We start from the raw sequence: 16,671 nt of genomic DNA on the forward strand, positions 1-16,671 counted from the left end.
GATCAACAGGAGTGGTTATGTTTACTTTACTAAATTTAAGTAACAGCAATAAAAATAGGGCAAGTAATAAAATTAAACTGGCAGCATCAGCCTTAATACTGACTTTTACCGTGGCCTGTACTAGCCCAAAAGAGGGGGTAGTTAAGCAAGCAGCATCGACTGAAAATAATAAGCCCGTGCCTAATGTTTTACTCATTTTGTCAGATGATCACGCATGGAATGATTATAGCTTTATGGGGCACGACATCGTTAAAACGCCTGCATTAGATGCACTTGCCGCACAGGGAGTCACCTTTAAGCGTGGTTACGTTCCAACCTCATTGTGCCGGCCTTCTTTAGCCACAATTGCGACAGGATACTATGCGTACCAACACGGTATTACTGGGAATGATCCATCACGTAAATTACCAGGCGGAAAGGGTGGCGAAGAATATGAGAAACAACGCGCGCAGATTATTGCCAAAATAGACCAAGTTGCCACATTGCCACAATTACTAAAAGCTAAAGGCTACGTATCGTTACAAACAGGTAAATGGTGGGAAGGTAGTTTTCAACGAGGTGGATTTGATCAAGGCATGACGCGAGGTTTTCCAAAAAAAGGCGGACGCCATGGTGATGATGGCTTGAAGATAGGCCGCGAAGGATTGACAAAAATCACCGATTTTATAGATGAAACAAGCGCTGCAGAAAAGCCCTTTTTTGTTTGGTATGCACCTTATATGCCCCATGCTCCGCATACACCACCAAAGCGTATTCTCGATAAATACGAAAATAAAGGTTTACCTATTTCTATTGCAAAATACTACGCCATGATTGAATGGTTTGATGAAACTAATGGCCAGTTATTTGACCACCTTGAGAAAAAAGGCCTGAAAGACAATACCCTAATTATTTACGTCTCAGACAACGGATGGGTAAGTAACCCAACACAAACTAACCGATTTTTACCACGTTCAAAGCAAAGCCCTGGCGAGAGCGGCGTTCGCACGCCCATTATGTTTTCGTTGCCAAGCCAACTTAAAGCACAAATGCGTCCTGAAGTGGTGAGTAGTATTGATATTGTTCCCACTATATTAGGTGCAGCAGGTTTAGAAATCCCTAAGGATTTACCAGGTGAAAATCTATTTTCCAACATGAAAAATGAAACACCAATAGAGCGCGACGCAATTTTTGGTGAAGGCTTTGCGCATGATATGGATGACCTTAACACGCCTGAATCTACCTTACTATATCGGTGGGTGATTGATGGAAAATGGAAATTAATTTTAAGTTACGATGGCAAAAATGTGAGTTACCAGAAATATCACAAAGATGTGTTGTCAGGGCCGCGTTTATACAACTTGCTTGAAGACGAACACGAGACTACTAATTTAGCTGATGTTCACCCTGAGTTAGTCGCTCGATTGTCTGAAAAGTTAAATAATTGGTATCCGGTAAATAAACGAAAAATATTGCAATAACGAGCATTTATAAAGTTTGCAATATTTAAAAACAGGCGAAGCACTAGTTAAAAGGCATTGCGCTAGATTAGTACTTCAAAATAAGTAGATTTAATTGTTTATGAGATATAAATAAGATGAATAAAATGGTTAATAAGTTTGCACTATGTTCAATTTTTACCGTGAGCGCTTTGCTCGGGGCGTGTACTAATCAGATTGGTTCTAACACGGGCACTGATATACAAAAGGTCGATTATTTCGCTGATGACGCCTTAGGCAATGCGCTGGCTATTGTTCAGCATCCCGCTGGTGTGCATCACAATGGTATCACTTACGTTTCGTATCAGGGGCCTTTAGAGGACCCTTATGTGGCATCCTATAATCACGATACTGGCCAGTGGATAGGCCCGATTAAAGCAGGTGTTAGCGAAATGGGCAAAGATCCATCTCGGTCTAAAATCGATAATCACGGTAAGCCGACCATGTTGATTGACGATCTTGGCTATATTCATATTTTTTTTGGTGGGCATGGTGGTACGCCTGAGCACGGAAAAAATCCGTTGGGTAATCATCATTACGGACGTAATAAACATGTGGTGACTACAAAGCCTGGTGACATCAGCCAGTGGGAAGAGTTAGATACTATTCCTGCTTTTGGTACTTACAACCAAGCGGTAAAAATGGACAATGGTGACATATATTTGTTTTATCGACATGGTGCCCACCGTAGTGATTGGGTTTATCAAAAGTCTACAGATCACGGCCGTAGCTTTGCTGCGCCAGTATCTTTTTAAAGCACAAAAAACGTGATGATATAAAAGCTGATGACAGTTGGTATGCTTGGGTAAGTAAAGGACATGGTGACGATATTATCATTTCTTATGATTATCATGTCTGTTGGAATAATGGTGCAGGTGTTAACGGTAGAGGTCATACAACAGAGCGTCATGATGCTTATTACATGGTTTTTGATACTAAACAAGGCATCTGGCGTAACGTTAAAAACGAAAACCTCAACATACCTGTTACTCGAGAAGTAGCCGACAATCAAACGCTTGTGGCAAGAACTGGCGATAACTGGACGTTCAATGGCTCAGCGCATTTAGATGCCAATGGCTACCCCCATATTGCGACGAACATAGGTAAAGACTTAGGATTAAAAACTGGCGGCCCTAAGCAAACTAGCTATTTTCGTTGGACAGGCAATGAATGGATAGGTGGTAATCCAGTCAATGTGCAATCACGCAAAGACAATACCGATACGCGTGGTGACTTTATCATTAATTCTCCAAACGACTTAACCTTCGTACTTGGCTATCAAGAACAAAACGATGGAATCATTGCTTACTTTAATAGTGTTGATGGCGGCGAGTCTTTTAGCAAAGGCAAAGAGCTATTGCGTCGCAAAAATGCAACTTGGGCGTTAACGGCCGTTATTGAAAACGCGCATCCAGACGCTCAGATTATCGTAGCAGAGAAACAAAAAGGAAGTGATTGGCGCAAAATATACCTACTAGGTGAAAATGGCCCAATAAAGCGTTTAAAACAAGATGTAAGTTTGTCTAAACAGTGATAATGCGCTTGAGGAAGCAGCGTTTCTGCTTCCTCAATTTTTCAGACAACGATATTTGAATGAGTTACGTCCATCATCAGCCAATGCAGGTAAAGAAATTTGTTTCAATCGCTAAATAATTTATTAAAAACTCTTATTCTATTTTTATTAGTCCCTAACTTACCGTATGCAAGTGAAATACAAAGTCCTAAACTCAGTTTGCAATTACATTCAGTAAAAGAACAGATATCTGAAGATTTTGAGTCAACACTAAAACAAATTGCTGATATGGGATTTGATGGTGTTGAATTTGCGGGTCACTATGGTTCTTTTAATGACGATCCAAAGGGCTTAAAAGAATATCTACTTAGTATTGGTTTGCAAACAAGTGGTGCGCATATTCCATTAAGCCACTTGCAAGGGGAGCAAGGAGAGAAAAATTTCGCTTTTTTTCAGATTATTGATGCTGAACTCGTTATTATTCCTTATGATGAACGCGTCAATAATGCTGATAAAATAGACGAGCTAATTGAAGAATTAACGAACACCGCAGAGCGTGCAAAACAATATGGCTTGAAGCTAGGGTACCATAACCACACTTTAGAGTTTGAAAGGTTCAAAAATGCAACGTTTTGGGATTACATAGCGCAACAAACACCATCAGATTTAGTTTTACAACTCGACGCTGGTTGGGCTAATTTTGCGAAGGTAGACCCAATTGAGTACATTAAGCGTTATCCAAACCGTACTCTTACTACACACTATAAAATAAGAACATATCAAGGAAAGCCTAGCGTAGTTTCGAGCAATGCAAAAGTCATATTAGGTGATAATAATTATGCTTGGAAAGACTTGATTAAAGCTAATATTGAATATGGTGGTACAAAGTGGATAGTTGTCGAACAAGAAGAATATCCAGAGCCTTTAACACCGCTACTATCAGTAAAAGCATCGCTACATGGCTTACAACAGATTTTACAAGAGATGCATGAAGAGTAAGGCCTAGCATAAAGCAGCGATTGCATGTATTTATGGTAAGCCTGTGTTTCCTTTTATATTTAAAAGCTTTAGGTCGCGAATAGTTGATATTGACGGTTAGGTAGCGAACACGATGGATTGCATCTTTAATGCCGCCAATAGGCACTTGAGAAGTACCTGAATCAAATTTTGTTTAAAACGGGAAAATGTCTATGTTAAAGATTAAGTATCTTGCAGTTTGTTTTACTATTGCGTCAGTAGGCTGTGCAAAGCCAAATAGTGCTTTGTTTGCTGACTCTAATACAGAGCAAAGACTAAACACTAAAAATAAAGATAATGATTCAATGATTACCGAATCATTTGAAAATGGTGCTTGGAATGCAGCCTCACCTAGAGGCTTTACCCCAGGCTTAGATCCCAACGTTGAAAAAAACTTTATGTTTAATCAGCTCCAGGGAGAGCATGCATTTAAACTAGAAAGTGAAGTTGTGCGCGAAGGAAAACACGCCGCTAAATTAATTTGGCATCATAAAAAACCTGCAGCTTACAATGGTGACAAAAACAAACTGGACAATGTTGACCGCAAAGCAATGTTTCACGGTTTCAAAACCACTAAAGTGAAAGGGGCTGAAGCTTGGTACGGATTTAGTTTTTATTTTCCTAGTGAAGGCACTAAAGATGAGCTAAACAACTGGTTGTTTTTTCAAATTCACGGTAGTGCTGATAAACGCTTAAATGAACATTCTCGTAATCCACCATTTAGCTTAACGCTGACAAAAGATGGCTTACGAGGAAATTGGAAATGGGACCCTCATGAGTTAAGTCCAACAAGGAATGGTGACGGTACCGAGTACTTTGAAATACCAGGTTCTAAGGCCGATTACCTTGATAGATGGGTTGATTTTGTTGTGCACGTGAAAGTAGACTATTCAGAGGAAAAAACGGGACTTATTGAGCTTTGGGTTGATACAAAAAAAGTGCTAAACAAACACAATATCCAATTTGCTTATAACGATGACAAAGGTATTTACCCCTCTTGGGGAATGTATTTTAATGGGGACTTAAGCGTGATGGAAAATGACCATTATTTATACCTTGATGCGATTAAAATGACGGATGATGTGAATGCCAGTTATGAGACTGTTGTTCCTATACCTTGATTTGTACTCAACCCGTCACTTGTTAAACTTTTCTTATATTTTCAAAACGCAAAGGTAGTTTACTACCTTTGCTCATAAACTCTTGTTATCGGACCTTTATCACCAATCAAATACATGCGCCGCCAATTACTGTTCTTTGGTTTCTCAGCCACTATAAACCGGGCATCAGGATGGGCATTTCGAATAAATGAACTTGCTGCAGAACCAGGGCTGTCTAGGTTACTTAAGGATTTTGGCCGTTTCTGTTCTTGTTCGTCTGGTGTGCCAAGATAATCACCAAATACTAACAATTCCTTTCCTTTAGTGAATGTCACTCCTGAGTCATCACTTTCCCACCAGCCGACGTGGGTTTTACCTGTCTTCGAGTCAATACCACTTAATAAAAAGCGAACGTTATCACCGTCAGTTAAAAAATCACCTCGTCCAATAGGTAGACCACTTTTAAATTTACCAAGCCATTTTTTACCGTCCCAAGTGAAATGTGAAGCATGTTTGGGGCCACCTATTTGCCAACCAATATCTTCGCCAATGTACGCGGCAATATGAGGGTTTCCTTGCTTATCCACTTTTGTTGAGCCGTTGAATGTCCATAAATCCTTGGTGTTAATAGCAAGGGCTTTTTCGTCAGCGAGCGCTTTAGAAATAGGCAGTACTAAAGGCTCGCCCTCAACATTGCTCCACATATTAGTTTTTGTATCAAATTTTGCAAAGTAAAGGTTTTTCCTTTCGGTTGAATGGCCGCCACGGTTATTACGTGGTGCGTCTCTATCCCAACAATAGTGATAGTCGAAACCAACGACTATTTCATCATTCAAGCCTTTAGAAGCATACGCATACCAACTATCGCTTCCGATATCGTCAGGGCGACGTTTGTATTGTAAAAATGAAACAGGCTTAGCAAACGTGCGGCCATTATCGCTTGATTTTTGATATACCCAGTTACTTCGGTGTGCGCCATGACGGTAAAACAAATAAATATCACCATTGTCCATCTTAATCACTTGATTATAAGTGCCGAATGGAGGGATGTTGTCTAGGTTTTCCCAACTGGAAATATCCAACGGATTTTTAGATACAGCATGTTTGTTTTCACCAGAATGCGTTCCTTGGCCGAGTGGATTTTTGCCATGTAGTGCTTCTACGCCGCCGTGACCACCATAGAATATATGAATAAAACCTGCTTTATCAATAATGAGTGTTGGCTTGCCGTGGCTGTCAATTTTTTTGTTCGGATCTTTACCCAAAACACTTGTACCAGCTTTATATGGGCCAATCCATTGTTCTTTGTAATGGTCGTATGCTGCTACATAAGGATCTTCCTGTGGGCCTTGGTATGCAACATAGGTGATACCATTAAAATGTTCCCCTGCGGGATGTTGAACGACGGCTACACCTTCTCCCCAGCCGTTTTCAGCAAAATAATCTTTTTCGACTTTGCTTAGCGCGTCATTTATACCCGCCGTATATAGTAATGCAAATAAACATATACAAAGTGAAACCTGTTTAATGATCATGACTTGTCCTTTTGCTTTTTTAGTGACTGTTTATTGTGATGTAGCACGTGTTCAACATACAATTAGAATGAATAATTCAAACTGACAGAGTATATACGTCCAGCGTAATCGAGACGTGCTATCGCTCTTTCGTCGTCACCAAAGTACTCATAGGTTTGTTCATTCATCAAGTTATAGGCTTTAAAGTATAGTTTAAAGTCTTTCGTTACTTTATAACTAGTTGCTAAATCTAAGCGACCGCCGGCTTTAACGGTGCGATCTTCAATACCATAATATGAACCGCCAGGGTATTGAACATCAAATTTGTCACGCCAGTTGTAGGCTAAACGAATGCTGATGCCATCATTTTCCCAATAGCCAATAATGTTATACGAACTAGGAGATACTTTGTAGAGTTCACTATCGCCTTCTAAGGTGGCATCTTGGTCGATATATGTGTAGTTAAAAACACCACCAAAACCGTTCCAAGGGTAGGGTAGGAAATCCAGTTTTTGTTGCACTGCAAATTCAGCTCCCGTTAACTTTATTTCTTCGTCGGAGTTAAAAGTACGGTTAACGGTAACGGAACGATTAATCTCTTCGTTTGTATCTGGATTTACAAACACTGTAGATTGGGTACAGTTATCAGGTAATTCGGAATCTACACCAATGAACTCGCCATAAAGTTCATCTAGGAAAGGGTATTCACCTAAGCTTGGACAATCTCTAGAAGTGTCGAACAAGCCGGTAATGTTTTTTCTGAATAAGCCCAAAGAAATTGCACTACCTTCTCGGTTATACCATTCAAATGACAAGTCATAGTTGTCGGCTGTGTATGGATTAACTTCAGCTTTAGGCAAGGTAATATTAATGGAAGAGTTCCCCTCACTAATATCAAGTGCTGGGTTTTGACTTCTTAAGTTAGGTCTAACTAATGACTTGTAGTATGAGGCACGAATTACAAAGTCTTCATGTAAATCAACCGCCAAGTTTATTGATGGTAAGGTACTACTATAATCATGACTGTAAGTAAATTCACTAGGAACACTTACGCCGTTAACTCGAGTAATAGAACGTCCGTCAAAATCATTGGCAGTTTTTTCATGACGAATACCTGCATTGCCAGTGTATGTTATATCGCCAATTTCACCTTCAAAGCTTGCCATAATATAGGCGGCGGTGATCCCTTGTTCAGCGGCAAAATTGTTCGTATAAAATTGTGGTAACTGAGTAGCAGCATTTAATCGATCATAGAAACCGCTCGGATCTGCAAACGCAAGGGCAACGGGATTATCGTCTGTTACCTGCGTTAAATCCGCCATACCGGTTTGTAATTGGCTGGTCACATATGGTGTATCTAGTGTTAGCCAACCGGTTGATGCATCGAAAGTCCCAGGCAATTTACCATCAAAAAAGGCGGTTTGTTGCGCTACAAGAATATCCGGACTAAAGAACATATTATCGATGTTCGCCACATTGACGCCAGGTGCCCCAATTTTTTGGTCACGATTTTGCAAATCTTCAATACTATGACGCAGACCAAATTTTATGGAGCCAATCGTTAGCATGTCGCCCAATTCAAACTCGGTAAAACGCTCCGCATTAAATTCGACTGCTTGCATTTTACGCGTAGGGTTATCTACACGCCCATCAATGTAATGGCCTATTCGAACGCCACCATTAGATGGATCCATAGACGTGACGCTTGCGCCAGAAGTCGTCGGGGCAGACCAATTTAAATTATTATAATTAAAATTATCCCATCCGGTAGCCGAAATCGCCATTTGATCCATAATACCTTGACCAGTATTAAAACTACCGTTAATACCTGTGCCCACTGAATTAATTGTCACTCTAGAATCAGCACCTGCAGCCACGTGATTAACCGATGCATTGTGATGCTCCATGTGACGGAAATCTAAACCGATATTCATAAACTGGTTCTCAGCTTCAGAGTAACTAAGCACACCATCAAACGTCCAATCATCTTTCACATAATCGCCGTATAACATTAGGCCCTTAGACGACTCTAAGAAAGTGGTTTTACGGTTAGTTACTTGCCAGCCACCGTCAGTAAAGTTAGCTTGACTAACCATATAAACAGGGTTGCCATCTTCATCATGCTTGTAGATAAATGGGGCAGTATCCATGTCGGGTTCAAAACCTGCATGGCGGTGATGTCTGTCACCTCTAGTGGGATTCAATCCGGCATTAAAGGCAGTATCTTCTTTGGTGCCTTCACCTAAATCACGCTCTGTATATAATACATGCGCACCCAATTTCAGGTCGTCGGTTGCTCTCCATTCAATGTTACCGGTAAACGAATGACGATCACCTTCACTGTATTCACTTACATTGCGACCACTTGCCACACCAAGCACATTGGCGTCGGCCGCCAAGCCATATTTTTCTTTGTAAGCGGCAATATTCTCAGACACAACACGGCCATCGTTAGTGGTTTCTTCAAATGAAGAATACTGAGTAAACTGTATGAGATCACGACGAAAAGTTTGGTCTGAGCCTGAGTATTTAAAGGCGACCGCTAACTTATCTTTAATTAGATGCTTAGTGGCAGATAATTTTATGGTTTTATCCCAATTACCCGTCAATTCTTCATATTGGCCACCTAAACTAACACCATATTGACCGTCTTTTTTCGATAATGCTTGTTGTAATTGTTTATCAACAATACCGGCCATACCGCCAGCTTGCATGTCAGCAGTTGGAGACTTAATGAGGGTTACGCCGTCAAATACACCGGCTTCAAACGCTGCAAAAGGGTTCGTACCACCTGTTGGTCCAGTACTTCTGCTTGGCGTTGCAAAACTTTGTCCGAATGCGGTTGTTTGCACAAAGCCACCCGACAAACCGCGTAAGCTAATTTCTGACGTACGGCCTTCATTTGACCGATCTAATTGTACGCCCGGCAAAGCTTGTAAGGCTTCACCAAAGTCTAGTGCAGGTAATGCATCAATATCGGTTGACGAAATTGCATCAACAATTGAAGAAGAACTTCTTTTCACATTCAATGCATTTTCAAGTGAACTTCTAACGCCAGTAACTTCAATTATCTCAGTCGTGTCTACTTCTGCATTTAGTGCAGAATTAATTTCTTGTGCGATAACACTAGGTGTGCACACTGCAAGTAATAAAGCAGCGGAACTCGTAAAAGTATATTTTTTGTTTAATTTACTTTGGGTAAATTGAGTGTTTTTCTGTTTCATTTGTATATTACCTTAAAGCTAAACCTTTCAAAGGTTTGTAAAAATATTTCTTTAGTTTGAAGGGAGGTTAATGGCTTGTTAAGGGCGTTAACATCATTCGCGCGTATATTGACTCAAAACTGGTCATTTGCAATCTATTTGTTATGCTGAGGTGTTATTTTTATGTTAAAGTGTTGTTATTTAACGTTTTATATTTTTTGATGATCCGCTAAAAACTCAGCCTTAGCTATGCCTTAGCTATGCCTTAGCTATGCCTTAGCTATGCATTTGAGCCAAAAGCTATAGGTATCTAAAATTTTGTGATTTAATGTGACTAGAATAGACTGGAGGATTCCATCCTTCGATGGAATGACCTAGGAAGTACCTGAAAAAAAGAGAGTCAACAACTGTAAATGGCATAAACCAGAGATTTCAAATTGTGTTGGGAATGACAAGCATTGGCAATTTGGCGAAACTCACATCGAGATAACGTTATTTTAAAAGAATCAATAAGCCGTCAAATATCGGCATTCTGTTAATATTATTTATTGTCATTTGAACTTACTGCCGTTGAATTACTTGCTAACTTAGGTTTGTTATAAAAAGAGGGCGAGTCAGGTGAGAAGTTTTCATCTAATAAAGTCTTTAAACGCTGCTCTACATCTTGATATTTTAATTGACCGGCGACATTTTCGAACGCTAGTGGACTATTTTTATGCAAGTATAATTCTGTAAATTGAACTGCTTGAGTATCAGCATTGCGCCATTCGGTATAACGCCATATTCCGTCCGTTACACTGACCCCCATTAGTTTTTTACCACGTGTAAATAAGCTATACGCGGCACTATCCCAAGGCATGTCCGGGTTATCCAATAAGCCTAAAAGGCTTTTACCATCCACTCGGGGTAGCGGTAAACCGGCTGCTGCAGCAATGGTTGGAAAAACATCTATGTTCTCAATTAAGGCGGTAGACGTCACACCCGCTTTTCGACCTTTATGGGCGGTTTCGCGGCTGATTATTAATGGCACACGGGTGTCGAGTTCCATATTAGTGTGTTTATTCCAAGCGCCATATTCACCTAGTTTATAACCATGATCACTCATAAAAACAATCATGGTATTTTCGCGAAGTTTAAGATCATCAAGCGTTTGCATCACTTTGCCCACTTGGGCATCCATATAACTAACTGAGGCGTAGTACGCATGAATTAAGGTTTTGGTTAACTCATCATTGGTATCGCCTTCTTTAGGAATACCTCCGTACATTCTCAACTCATTCCAATTAGTTAAAGCTAAGCGATACATGTTGTCGGGCTTTTTTCGATTCGGAACGGTAAATTGATCACGGTCGTATAGATCCCAATATCGTTTTGGGGCATTAAAAGGTAAGTGGGGTTTACTAAAACCAACGAACATTAAAAATTTTTCGTTTTTTAGTTTTTTCAAGGTTTCTATTGCAGCGTTAGCTACTTTGCCATCTTTATAAAAATCGTCGTCAACATTGCCTGCCTCATAGGCAAATTTTTTTTCCTTGTTACCCTTGATCGCATAGAAGTTATCTAATTTTTTTATGTGCGAAGTCCAGTTTTCCTGATCGTCAGTAACACTGTGATAAACTTTACCTATGCTAATAGTTTGGTAGCCATTATCTTTGAATAGCTGGGGCATAGATATAACGTTAGGCTGATTGGGACGTAAACGGCCAGCTCTATCTATGCTATATAGGCCGGTCGTTTCCGGGCGCAAACCAGTCATGATACTGACGCGCGACGGCCCACATATTGCCTGTTGTGCATATGCGTGAGTAAATTTTACGCCTTGCTTAGCTAAAGCATCAATATTTGGACTAATGACATGTTCACTGCCATAAGTACCGAGATCTACACGTAAATCGTCGATTAGAAAAACGACGATGTTAGGTCGTTCTTCTATTGCATGAGCATTAATTGAAATACATAAGAACAATAGTACTGCACCTACAACTGAAAATAGATATGTAAACTTTATCGGCATAATAGGCCTACAGTTGCTGAATATCATCACTCAATATTCATCCTTTCCACTTCGTCATTTCTGATGCGGCAAGTAATACAGCACCGGCACCATAAAATTGAGTCTCATGTTCTGCGACTGGATCAGGAGATTTACCTACCTGCTGCACCCAGTTAACCTTACCATTGGCTTGAGTTGCTTTTTCTAATGCTTGCCAGCCCTTTAATGCCGAGGTTTTGTATTTTTGGTCGCTAAGTATCCCATTGTTAACTCCCCATGCTAAGCCAAAGGTAATAAAACCTGTGCCGCTTGTTTCTGGTGTTTTCACTTTGTTAGGGTCGAGTAAAGAGGGTGACCAATAACCATTGGGGTTTTGTATGCTTTGTAAGGCGTCTGCGTAGCGTTTATATAGCGCTATGTATTTGTCACGGGAAGGGTGGTCTTTGGGTAAATCGTCGATGATTAACGGTAAACCAGCAAATACCCAGCCGTTACCGCGGCTCCAAAATACTGGCTTACCATTATCGCTTTTTTTCTCAAAATAACGACTGTCTCTAAAAAATAAGCCGTATTGTTCTGAAAATAAATAATCAACGGTGGCCCAATACTCATTGTCGGCGTAATTGAAATATTTATCATCGCCAGTAATGTTGCTCAATTTTAACCAAGTACGTGGCGCCATAAATAAGGCGTCAGACCAACACCATCGGTCTTGGCATGCTCCTTCAAAGCCTCGTCGTCGAGGTTCCTCTTCAATCATTTCTAAGCTAACGGTGGGCGGGTTAGCGAGTATTTTGTCAAACAGTTGCTGAGTTGGTCGGTACGCAGCTTGATTGCCTGTTTGTTCGCTTAACCATAAAAAAGTTTGCCCAATAGCATGATCATCACCATGTAAGGGGCGTTTTAACATTAATTGGTAGTCTTGTTCCTCGGCCATATTTTTAATATGAGCTAATGACGTTTGGTCGTTAACGGTTTCGACCCAGCGCGTCAGGCCCACGTAAAATGCGGCTTGGATCCAGCCTAAAGGGTTTGAAGAGCTATTGTGGTATCTCTTTGCTAAATAATCATAATTGTCATTTTCAATTTGTTCAATTTGCCACTGTGCGACATTTTGTCCGAGAACTTGAGCTGATTGTTGTATTTGTTGAGGTGCGCCTATTGCAACTTGTACTCCTGATGTACTAGGAACAGAATTACACCCGCTTCCAGCCATAGAGGTTAATATTGCTAAAGCACATATCGCTAATTTAGTTTTCATTGTTCAGTCCATAACATTAAAGTAATAAGAAAAATTAGAAAAGCCATTGAACAGCAAAGCAATAGCTTTCAAAAGTCTTAACTTGCGCGATGAATTTAATCAGTCCATTTAGCCATTTCTGATGCAGCTAATAACACAGCACCAACGCCATACAACTGCGAGTCTGTCTTTTTCACTGGGTCTGGTGATTTACCTACATGTTGAACCCAATTAACTCGGCCATTAGGTTCAACGGCTCGTTGTATAGCAGACCAACCTTTTTCTACAATCTGTTTCGATTCTTCATCATTCAAAATCCCGTTGTTAACACCCCAGGCTAAGCCAAATGTGATAAAACCTGTTCCGCTTACTTCGGGTGTTTTTACTTTGTTTGGATCCATTAAAGATGCGGGCCAATAACCGTCGTCAGTTTGCAGTTTAAGTAAGGCCGCCGCGTTTTTCTTGTAGAGCTCTATGTAACGAGGTTTGGATGGATGATTCTCAGGTAACTCGTCAATAATTAAAGGGATTGCGGCAAATACCCAACCATTGCCACGTCCCCAAAATACTGGTTCGCCATTATCACTTTTCATATCAAAGTAGCGGCTATCACGAAAGAACAAGCCATATTTGTCAGAAAACAAGTAGTCAGCACTCGCCCAGAACTCTTTATCTGCATAGTCAAAATATTTATCATCGCCAGTAATATTGGTCATCTGTAACCAAGCGCGTGGGGCCATAAATAAGGCATCTGCCCAGCACCAACGGAGTTGACAGTTACCTTCAAGATGCACTTTGCCCGAGCCCGAAGCCGTTTCGTCTAGCATTTCAAGACCAACTTGGGGCTTATTGGCTAATATCATATCGAAAACATCTTTAGTTGGCTTTATCGCATCTAGGTTATTGTTTTGCTCTGCTAACCACAGGTAAGTTTGTGCGATCGTATGGTCGTCAGCGTGATAGGGACGGTCCAATAACAATTCATAGTTTTCTCGTTGGGCAACTTTTTCCATAAAATCCAAGAAAGTTTGATTGTTCGATGTTTCGGTCCAGCGAGTCAAACCAATGTAAAAAGCAGCTTGAATCCAAAATTTTGCATTTTCAGATTTTGCTCTATGTGACTCAGGAATATAATTAAGACTACCTAATTGGTCAATTTGCCATTGAGCTGCGCTATTGGCTATGTCGTTTGCTGATTGACGAATGCTATTTGGTGACACGTTAGTGCTAGTGCTTGTTTGAGGCTTTTGCACGTTTTCTCTTGCTGTGTCTGATTTATCGTTGCCACAACCCGCGAGTAACAAACTAATTGTCAAAGGCAACACGGCAATAGTTTTATTAAATTTTTTCATAAGCTCTCTCTAATCCCTATAATTTTCCAGTTTTGATTTGTTTATCAGCGTAATCCACCGCGCGGGCAGCAAGCGCCATATAAGTAAGACTTGGGTTTTGTGTGCCGGCACTAGTCATGCAGGCGCCATCAGTAACAAACACATTAGGGACTTCATGCATTTGATTCCATTTATTTAATACACTCGTTTTTGGATCGTGTCCCATCCTTGCCGTCCCCATTTCATGAATACAGGCACCGACCAAAGTGTTTGAATTGCGGGTGCGAATGTCTGTGCAGCCTGCAGCCTTTAACATATCTACCGCGCATTTAACGCCGTGCTCACGCATTTTTATTTCATTTTCACGTAGTTTTGCGTCAAAAGTAATGATGGGCATGCCGTGCTTATCACGTTTGTCAAAATTCAAATACATACGATTGTCGTGGTAGGGAAGTATCTCGCCGAAACACTCCATATTAATTCGCCATTTCCCAGGGGTAAAAATCACTTCTTTTAAGTCTTTACCTATAGCACCATTGGCGTTGTTTGTTGTGCGTGATGCACCGCCTTGATAGCTAAAATTACGGATATAGTCTTTTTGCTTGCTTTGTTCATCGATATTTGTAAACGGAGGTATAAAGAAACCCTTGGGTTTGCGTCCTTTATAATATTCTTCTTCATGTCCTTCTAAAATACCAGAAGCTCCCATTCCATAATGATGGTCCATCATATTGTGACCGAGTTCGCCACTACTATTACCTAAACCGTTTGGAAATGCTTTTGAGCGACTATTTAATAATATTGCTGCTGTGCCTACCGTGCTGGCGTTACAGAAAATAATACGCGCGAAATAATCAGTTACTTTTCCAGTATTCGCATCTTTGACTCTTACACCAGTCGCTTTTTCTTGTTCTGCATCGTAGATTATTTCCATAACAATGGCGTCAGAGATTAGGTTTAGATTACCGGTACTTTTGGCCACAGGTAACGTTGCTGATTGGGTGCTAAAGTATGCACCAAAAGGGCATCCTCGTTTACATCTATTTCGTGCCATACATTGCCCACGTGTACCTAAATGAACCTCGGGATTATATTCACTTAAATTAGCCGTGCGACAGGGTGTCACAATACGTTCTGGGTATTTCTCTTTTACTGCTTCACGCAATGATTGTTCGACGCAGTTAAGTGGAAAAGGCGCAATAAATTTACCATCTGGCGCTTGTTTTAATCCCTCTGCTTGGCCCGCGATGCCAACAAAGGTTTCAACATAGTCGTACCAAGGTTCAATATCGGCATAACGAATAGGCCAATCAACCGCTATCCCTTCCTTTTTATTTGCTTCAAAATCGATATCGCTCCATCTTGGGCAATGTCTACCCCACATAACTGAGCGTCCACCTACGTGATGCCCGCGTATCCACGCAAAGGGTTCGTCTTCATCATAGGGATATTCGTCATCTTTATTGATAAAAGGCTTTACTTCTTCACTTACCCACCAATGCAGTTTACTTTGGTTAAAGTAGTGCTTTTGTTTCTCTTCTAAGCTCACTTTCCCCTGATTGGGTAAGTCCCATTTATCTAGATGTGCGGTCGGGTATTGCCCATGTTCAACCATGCGTCCGCGTTCTAACATTAGGGTTTTATACCCTTTTTTACATAATTCCATGGCGGCGTAACCACCCGAAATCCCAGAACCAATTACAATCGCGTCAAATGTTTTACTCATCTTATTCTGCCCATGCCTTACCACCCACTTCTGACACAGAAATACACGCAGTGTATGCACCAGGTATAGGTAGATAGTTTAAATACTTCTCTGCAATTTTTTCATTACTTAAATAGTAGGCAATGCTTTGTTGCTTTATATCGATATAGGCTTTGTAGCCCTTATTTACATCTTTGGATTGTTCAAGTTGATTTAACGCTGCTACCTGTTGTGCAACTGACTTTTTGTTAAACTTAAGTATAGATAAATGTTCAATCAATGCCTTAAATGAAGTCATAAACATCTTTTTATAATGGGGCGTAAATACTTTATCAAACATATTGTCCATGATTAGATGCACATCAACCTGCGACGCAGATGGTGAGTCGGTCTCGGGTAAAATCACATCGATAATTTGACTGATATTTCGAAGCTCCTCAGCGGAAAAAAATTGACCTTTTTCAAGTCCCCCTGAAGCATTGTTAGCGGAACTTGATAACAATGTTGCATTTAATGGCGAACAAATTGCTGTGCCGGTAATGGCGGCCACATATTTAAGTATGTCTCTTCTATTCAT

12 protein-coding genes are annotated in these 16,671 nt (G+C 40.5%); 5 read left to right on the forward strand and 7 right to left on the reverse strand.

The features are described from left to right. Positions 1-17: 17 nt before the first annotated feature. The 5 genes from AC0L6H_RS13365 to AC0L6H_RS13385 all read left to right on the forward strand — a co-directional run bounded on the left by AC0L6H_RS13365 (position 18) and on the right by AC0L6H_RS13385 (position 5,129). Positions 18-1,460 (forward strand): sulfatase family protein, encoded by a 1,443-nt coding sequence (locus tag AC0L6H_RS13365; protein ID WP_473389536.1) that lies wholly within the window; start codon positions 18-20, stop codon positions 1,458-1,460. Between the two features lie 125 nt (positions 1,461-1,585). Next, entirely contained in the window at positions 1,586-2,233 is a 648-nt protein-coding gene (locus AC0L6H_RS13370; protein WP_473389537.1) for a hypothetical protein, read from the forward strand. Positions 2,234-2,400: 167 nt separating this feature from the next. Further along, positions 2,401-3,012, forward strand: coding sequence for a hypothetical protein (locus AC0L6H_RS13375; protein ID WP_473389538.1), 612 nt, complete (start codon positions 2,401-2,403; stop codon positions 3,010-3,012). A gap of 99 nt (positions 3,013-3,111) precedes the next feature. Continuing rightward, positions 3,112-3,990, forward strand: a complete 879-nt coding sequence (locus tag AC0L6H_RS13380) for a sugar phosphate isomerase/epimerase family protein (RefSeq protein ID WP_473389540.1) — start codon at positions 3,112-3,114, stop codon at positions 3,988-3,990. A 191-nt stretch (positions 3,991-4,181) separates the two neighbouring features. Next, entirely contained in the window at positions 4,182-5,129 is a 948-nt protein-coding gene (locus tag AC0L6H_RS13385) for a heparin lyase I family protein (RefSeq protein ID WP_473389541.1), read from the forward strand. Between the two features lie 62 nt (positions 5,130-5,191). On the opposite strand, the gene AC0L6H_RS13390 is transcribed toward AC0L6H_RS13385, so the two are convergent. The 7 genes from AC0L6H_RS13390 to AC0L6H_RS13420 all read right to left on the reverse strand — a co-directional run bounded on the left by AC0L6H_RS13390 (position 5,192) and on the right by AC0L6H_RS13420 (position 16,671). Further along, positions 5,192-6,643, reverse strand: coding sequence for a BNR-4 repeat-containing protein (locus AC0L6H_RS13390; RefSeq protein ID WP_473389542.1), 1,452 nt, complete (start codon positions 6,641-6,643; stop codon positions 5,192-5,194). 62 nt (positions 6,644-6,705) lie between these two features. Beyond that, the gene (locus AC0L6H_RS13395) at positions 6,706-9,846 is read right to left on the reverse strand and encodes a TonB-dependent receptor (RefSeq protein WP_473389544.1); all 3,141 of its coding nucleotides are present in this window, start codon (positions 9,844-9,846) and stop codon (positions 6,706-6,708) included. 520 nt (positions 9,847-10,366) lie between these two features. After that, on the reverse strand, positions 10,367-11,839 hold the full coding sequence (locus AC0L6H_RS13400; protein ID WP_473389545.1) for a sulfatase: 1,473 nt from the start codon (positions 11,837-11,839) through the stop codon (positions 10,367-10,369). 37 nt (positions 11,840-11,876) lie between these two features. Further along, entirely contained in the window at positions 11,877-13,079 is a 1,203-nt protein-coding gene (locus tag AC0L6H_RS13405; protein ID WP_473389546.1) for a glycoside hydrolase family 88/105 protein, read from the reverse strand. 95 nt (positions 13,080-13,174) lie between these two features. After that, positions 13,175-14,410 (reverse strand): glycoside hydrolase family 88/105 protein, encoded by a 1,236-nt coding sequence (locus tag AC0L6H_RS13410; RefSeq protein WP_473389547.1) that lies wholly within the window; start codon positions 14,408-14,410, stop codon positions 13,175-13,177. Between the two features lie 16 nt (positions 14,411-14,426). Next, a complete protein-coding gene (locus tag AC0L6H_RS13415; protein WP_473389549.1) occupies positions 14,427-16,115 on the reverse strand; it encodes a GMC oxidoreductase in 1,689 nt (562 codons plus the stop codon). A gap of 1 nt (position 16,116) precedes the next feature. Beyond that, entirely contained in the window at positions 16,117-16,671 is a 555-nt protein-coding gene (locus AC0L6H_RS13420) for a gluconate 2-dehydrogenase subunit 3 family protein (protein ID WP_473389550.1), read from the reverse strand.

It is taken from the genome of Glaciecola sp. G7-5, assembly GCF_055808975.1.

Bases quoted from the DNA above. Each gene is read 5' to 3' on its own strand.
- AC0L6H_RS13410 (WP_473389547.1), bottom strand. From the start codon at position 14,410: ATGAAAAAATTTAATAAAACTATTGCCGTGTTGCCTTTGACAATTAGT.
- AC0L6H_RS13415 (WP_473389549.1), bottom strand. From the start codon at position 16,115: ATGAGTAAAACATTTGACGCGATTGTAATTGGTTCTGGGATTTCGGGT.
- AC0L6H_RS13365 (WP_473389536.1), top strand. From the start codon at position 18: ATGTTTACTTTACTAAATTTAAGTAACAGCAATAAAAATAGGGCAAGT.
- AC0L6H_RS13400 (WP_473389545.1), bottom strand. From the start codon at position 11,839: ATGCCGATAAAGTTTACATATCTATTTTCAGTTGTAGGTGCAGTACTA.
- AC0L6H_RS13375 (WP_473389538.1), top strand. From the start codon at position 2,401: ATGGTTTTTGATACTAAACAAGGCATCTGGCGTAACGTTAAAAACGAA.
- AC0L6H_RS13370 (WP_473389537.1), top strand. From the start codon at position 1,586: ATGGTTAATAAGTTTGCACTATGTTCAATTTTTACCGTGAGCGCTTTG.
- AC0L6H_RS13420 (WP_473389550.1), bottom strand. From the start codon at position 16,671: ATGAATAGAAGAGACATACTTAAATATGTGGCCGCCATTACCGGCACA.
- AC0L6H_RS13385 (WP_473389541.1), top strand. From the start codon at position 4,182: ATGTTAAAGATTAAGTATCTTGCAGTTTGTTTTACTATTGCGTCAGTA.
- AC0L6H_RS13390 (WP_473389542.1), bottom strand. From the start codon at position 6,643: ATGATCATTAAACAGGTTTCACTTTGTATATGTTTATTTGCATTACTA.
- AC0L6H_RS13405 (WP_473389546.1), bottom strand. From the start codon at position 13,079: ATGAAAACTAAATTAGCGATATGTGCTTTAGCAATATTAACCTCTATG.
- AC0L6H_RS13395 (WP_473389544.1), bottom strand. From the start codon at position 9,846: ATGAAACAGAAAAACACTCAATTTACCCAAAGTAAATTAAACAAAAAA.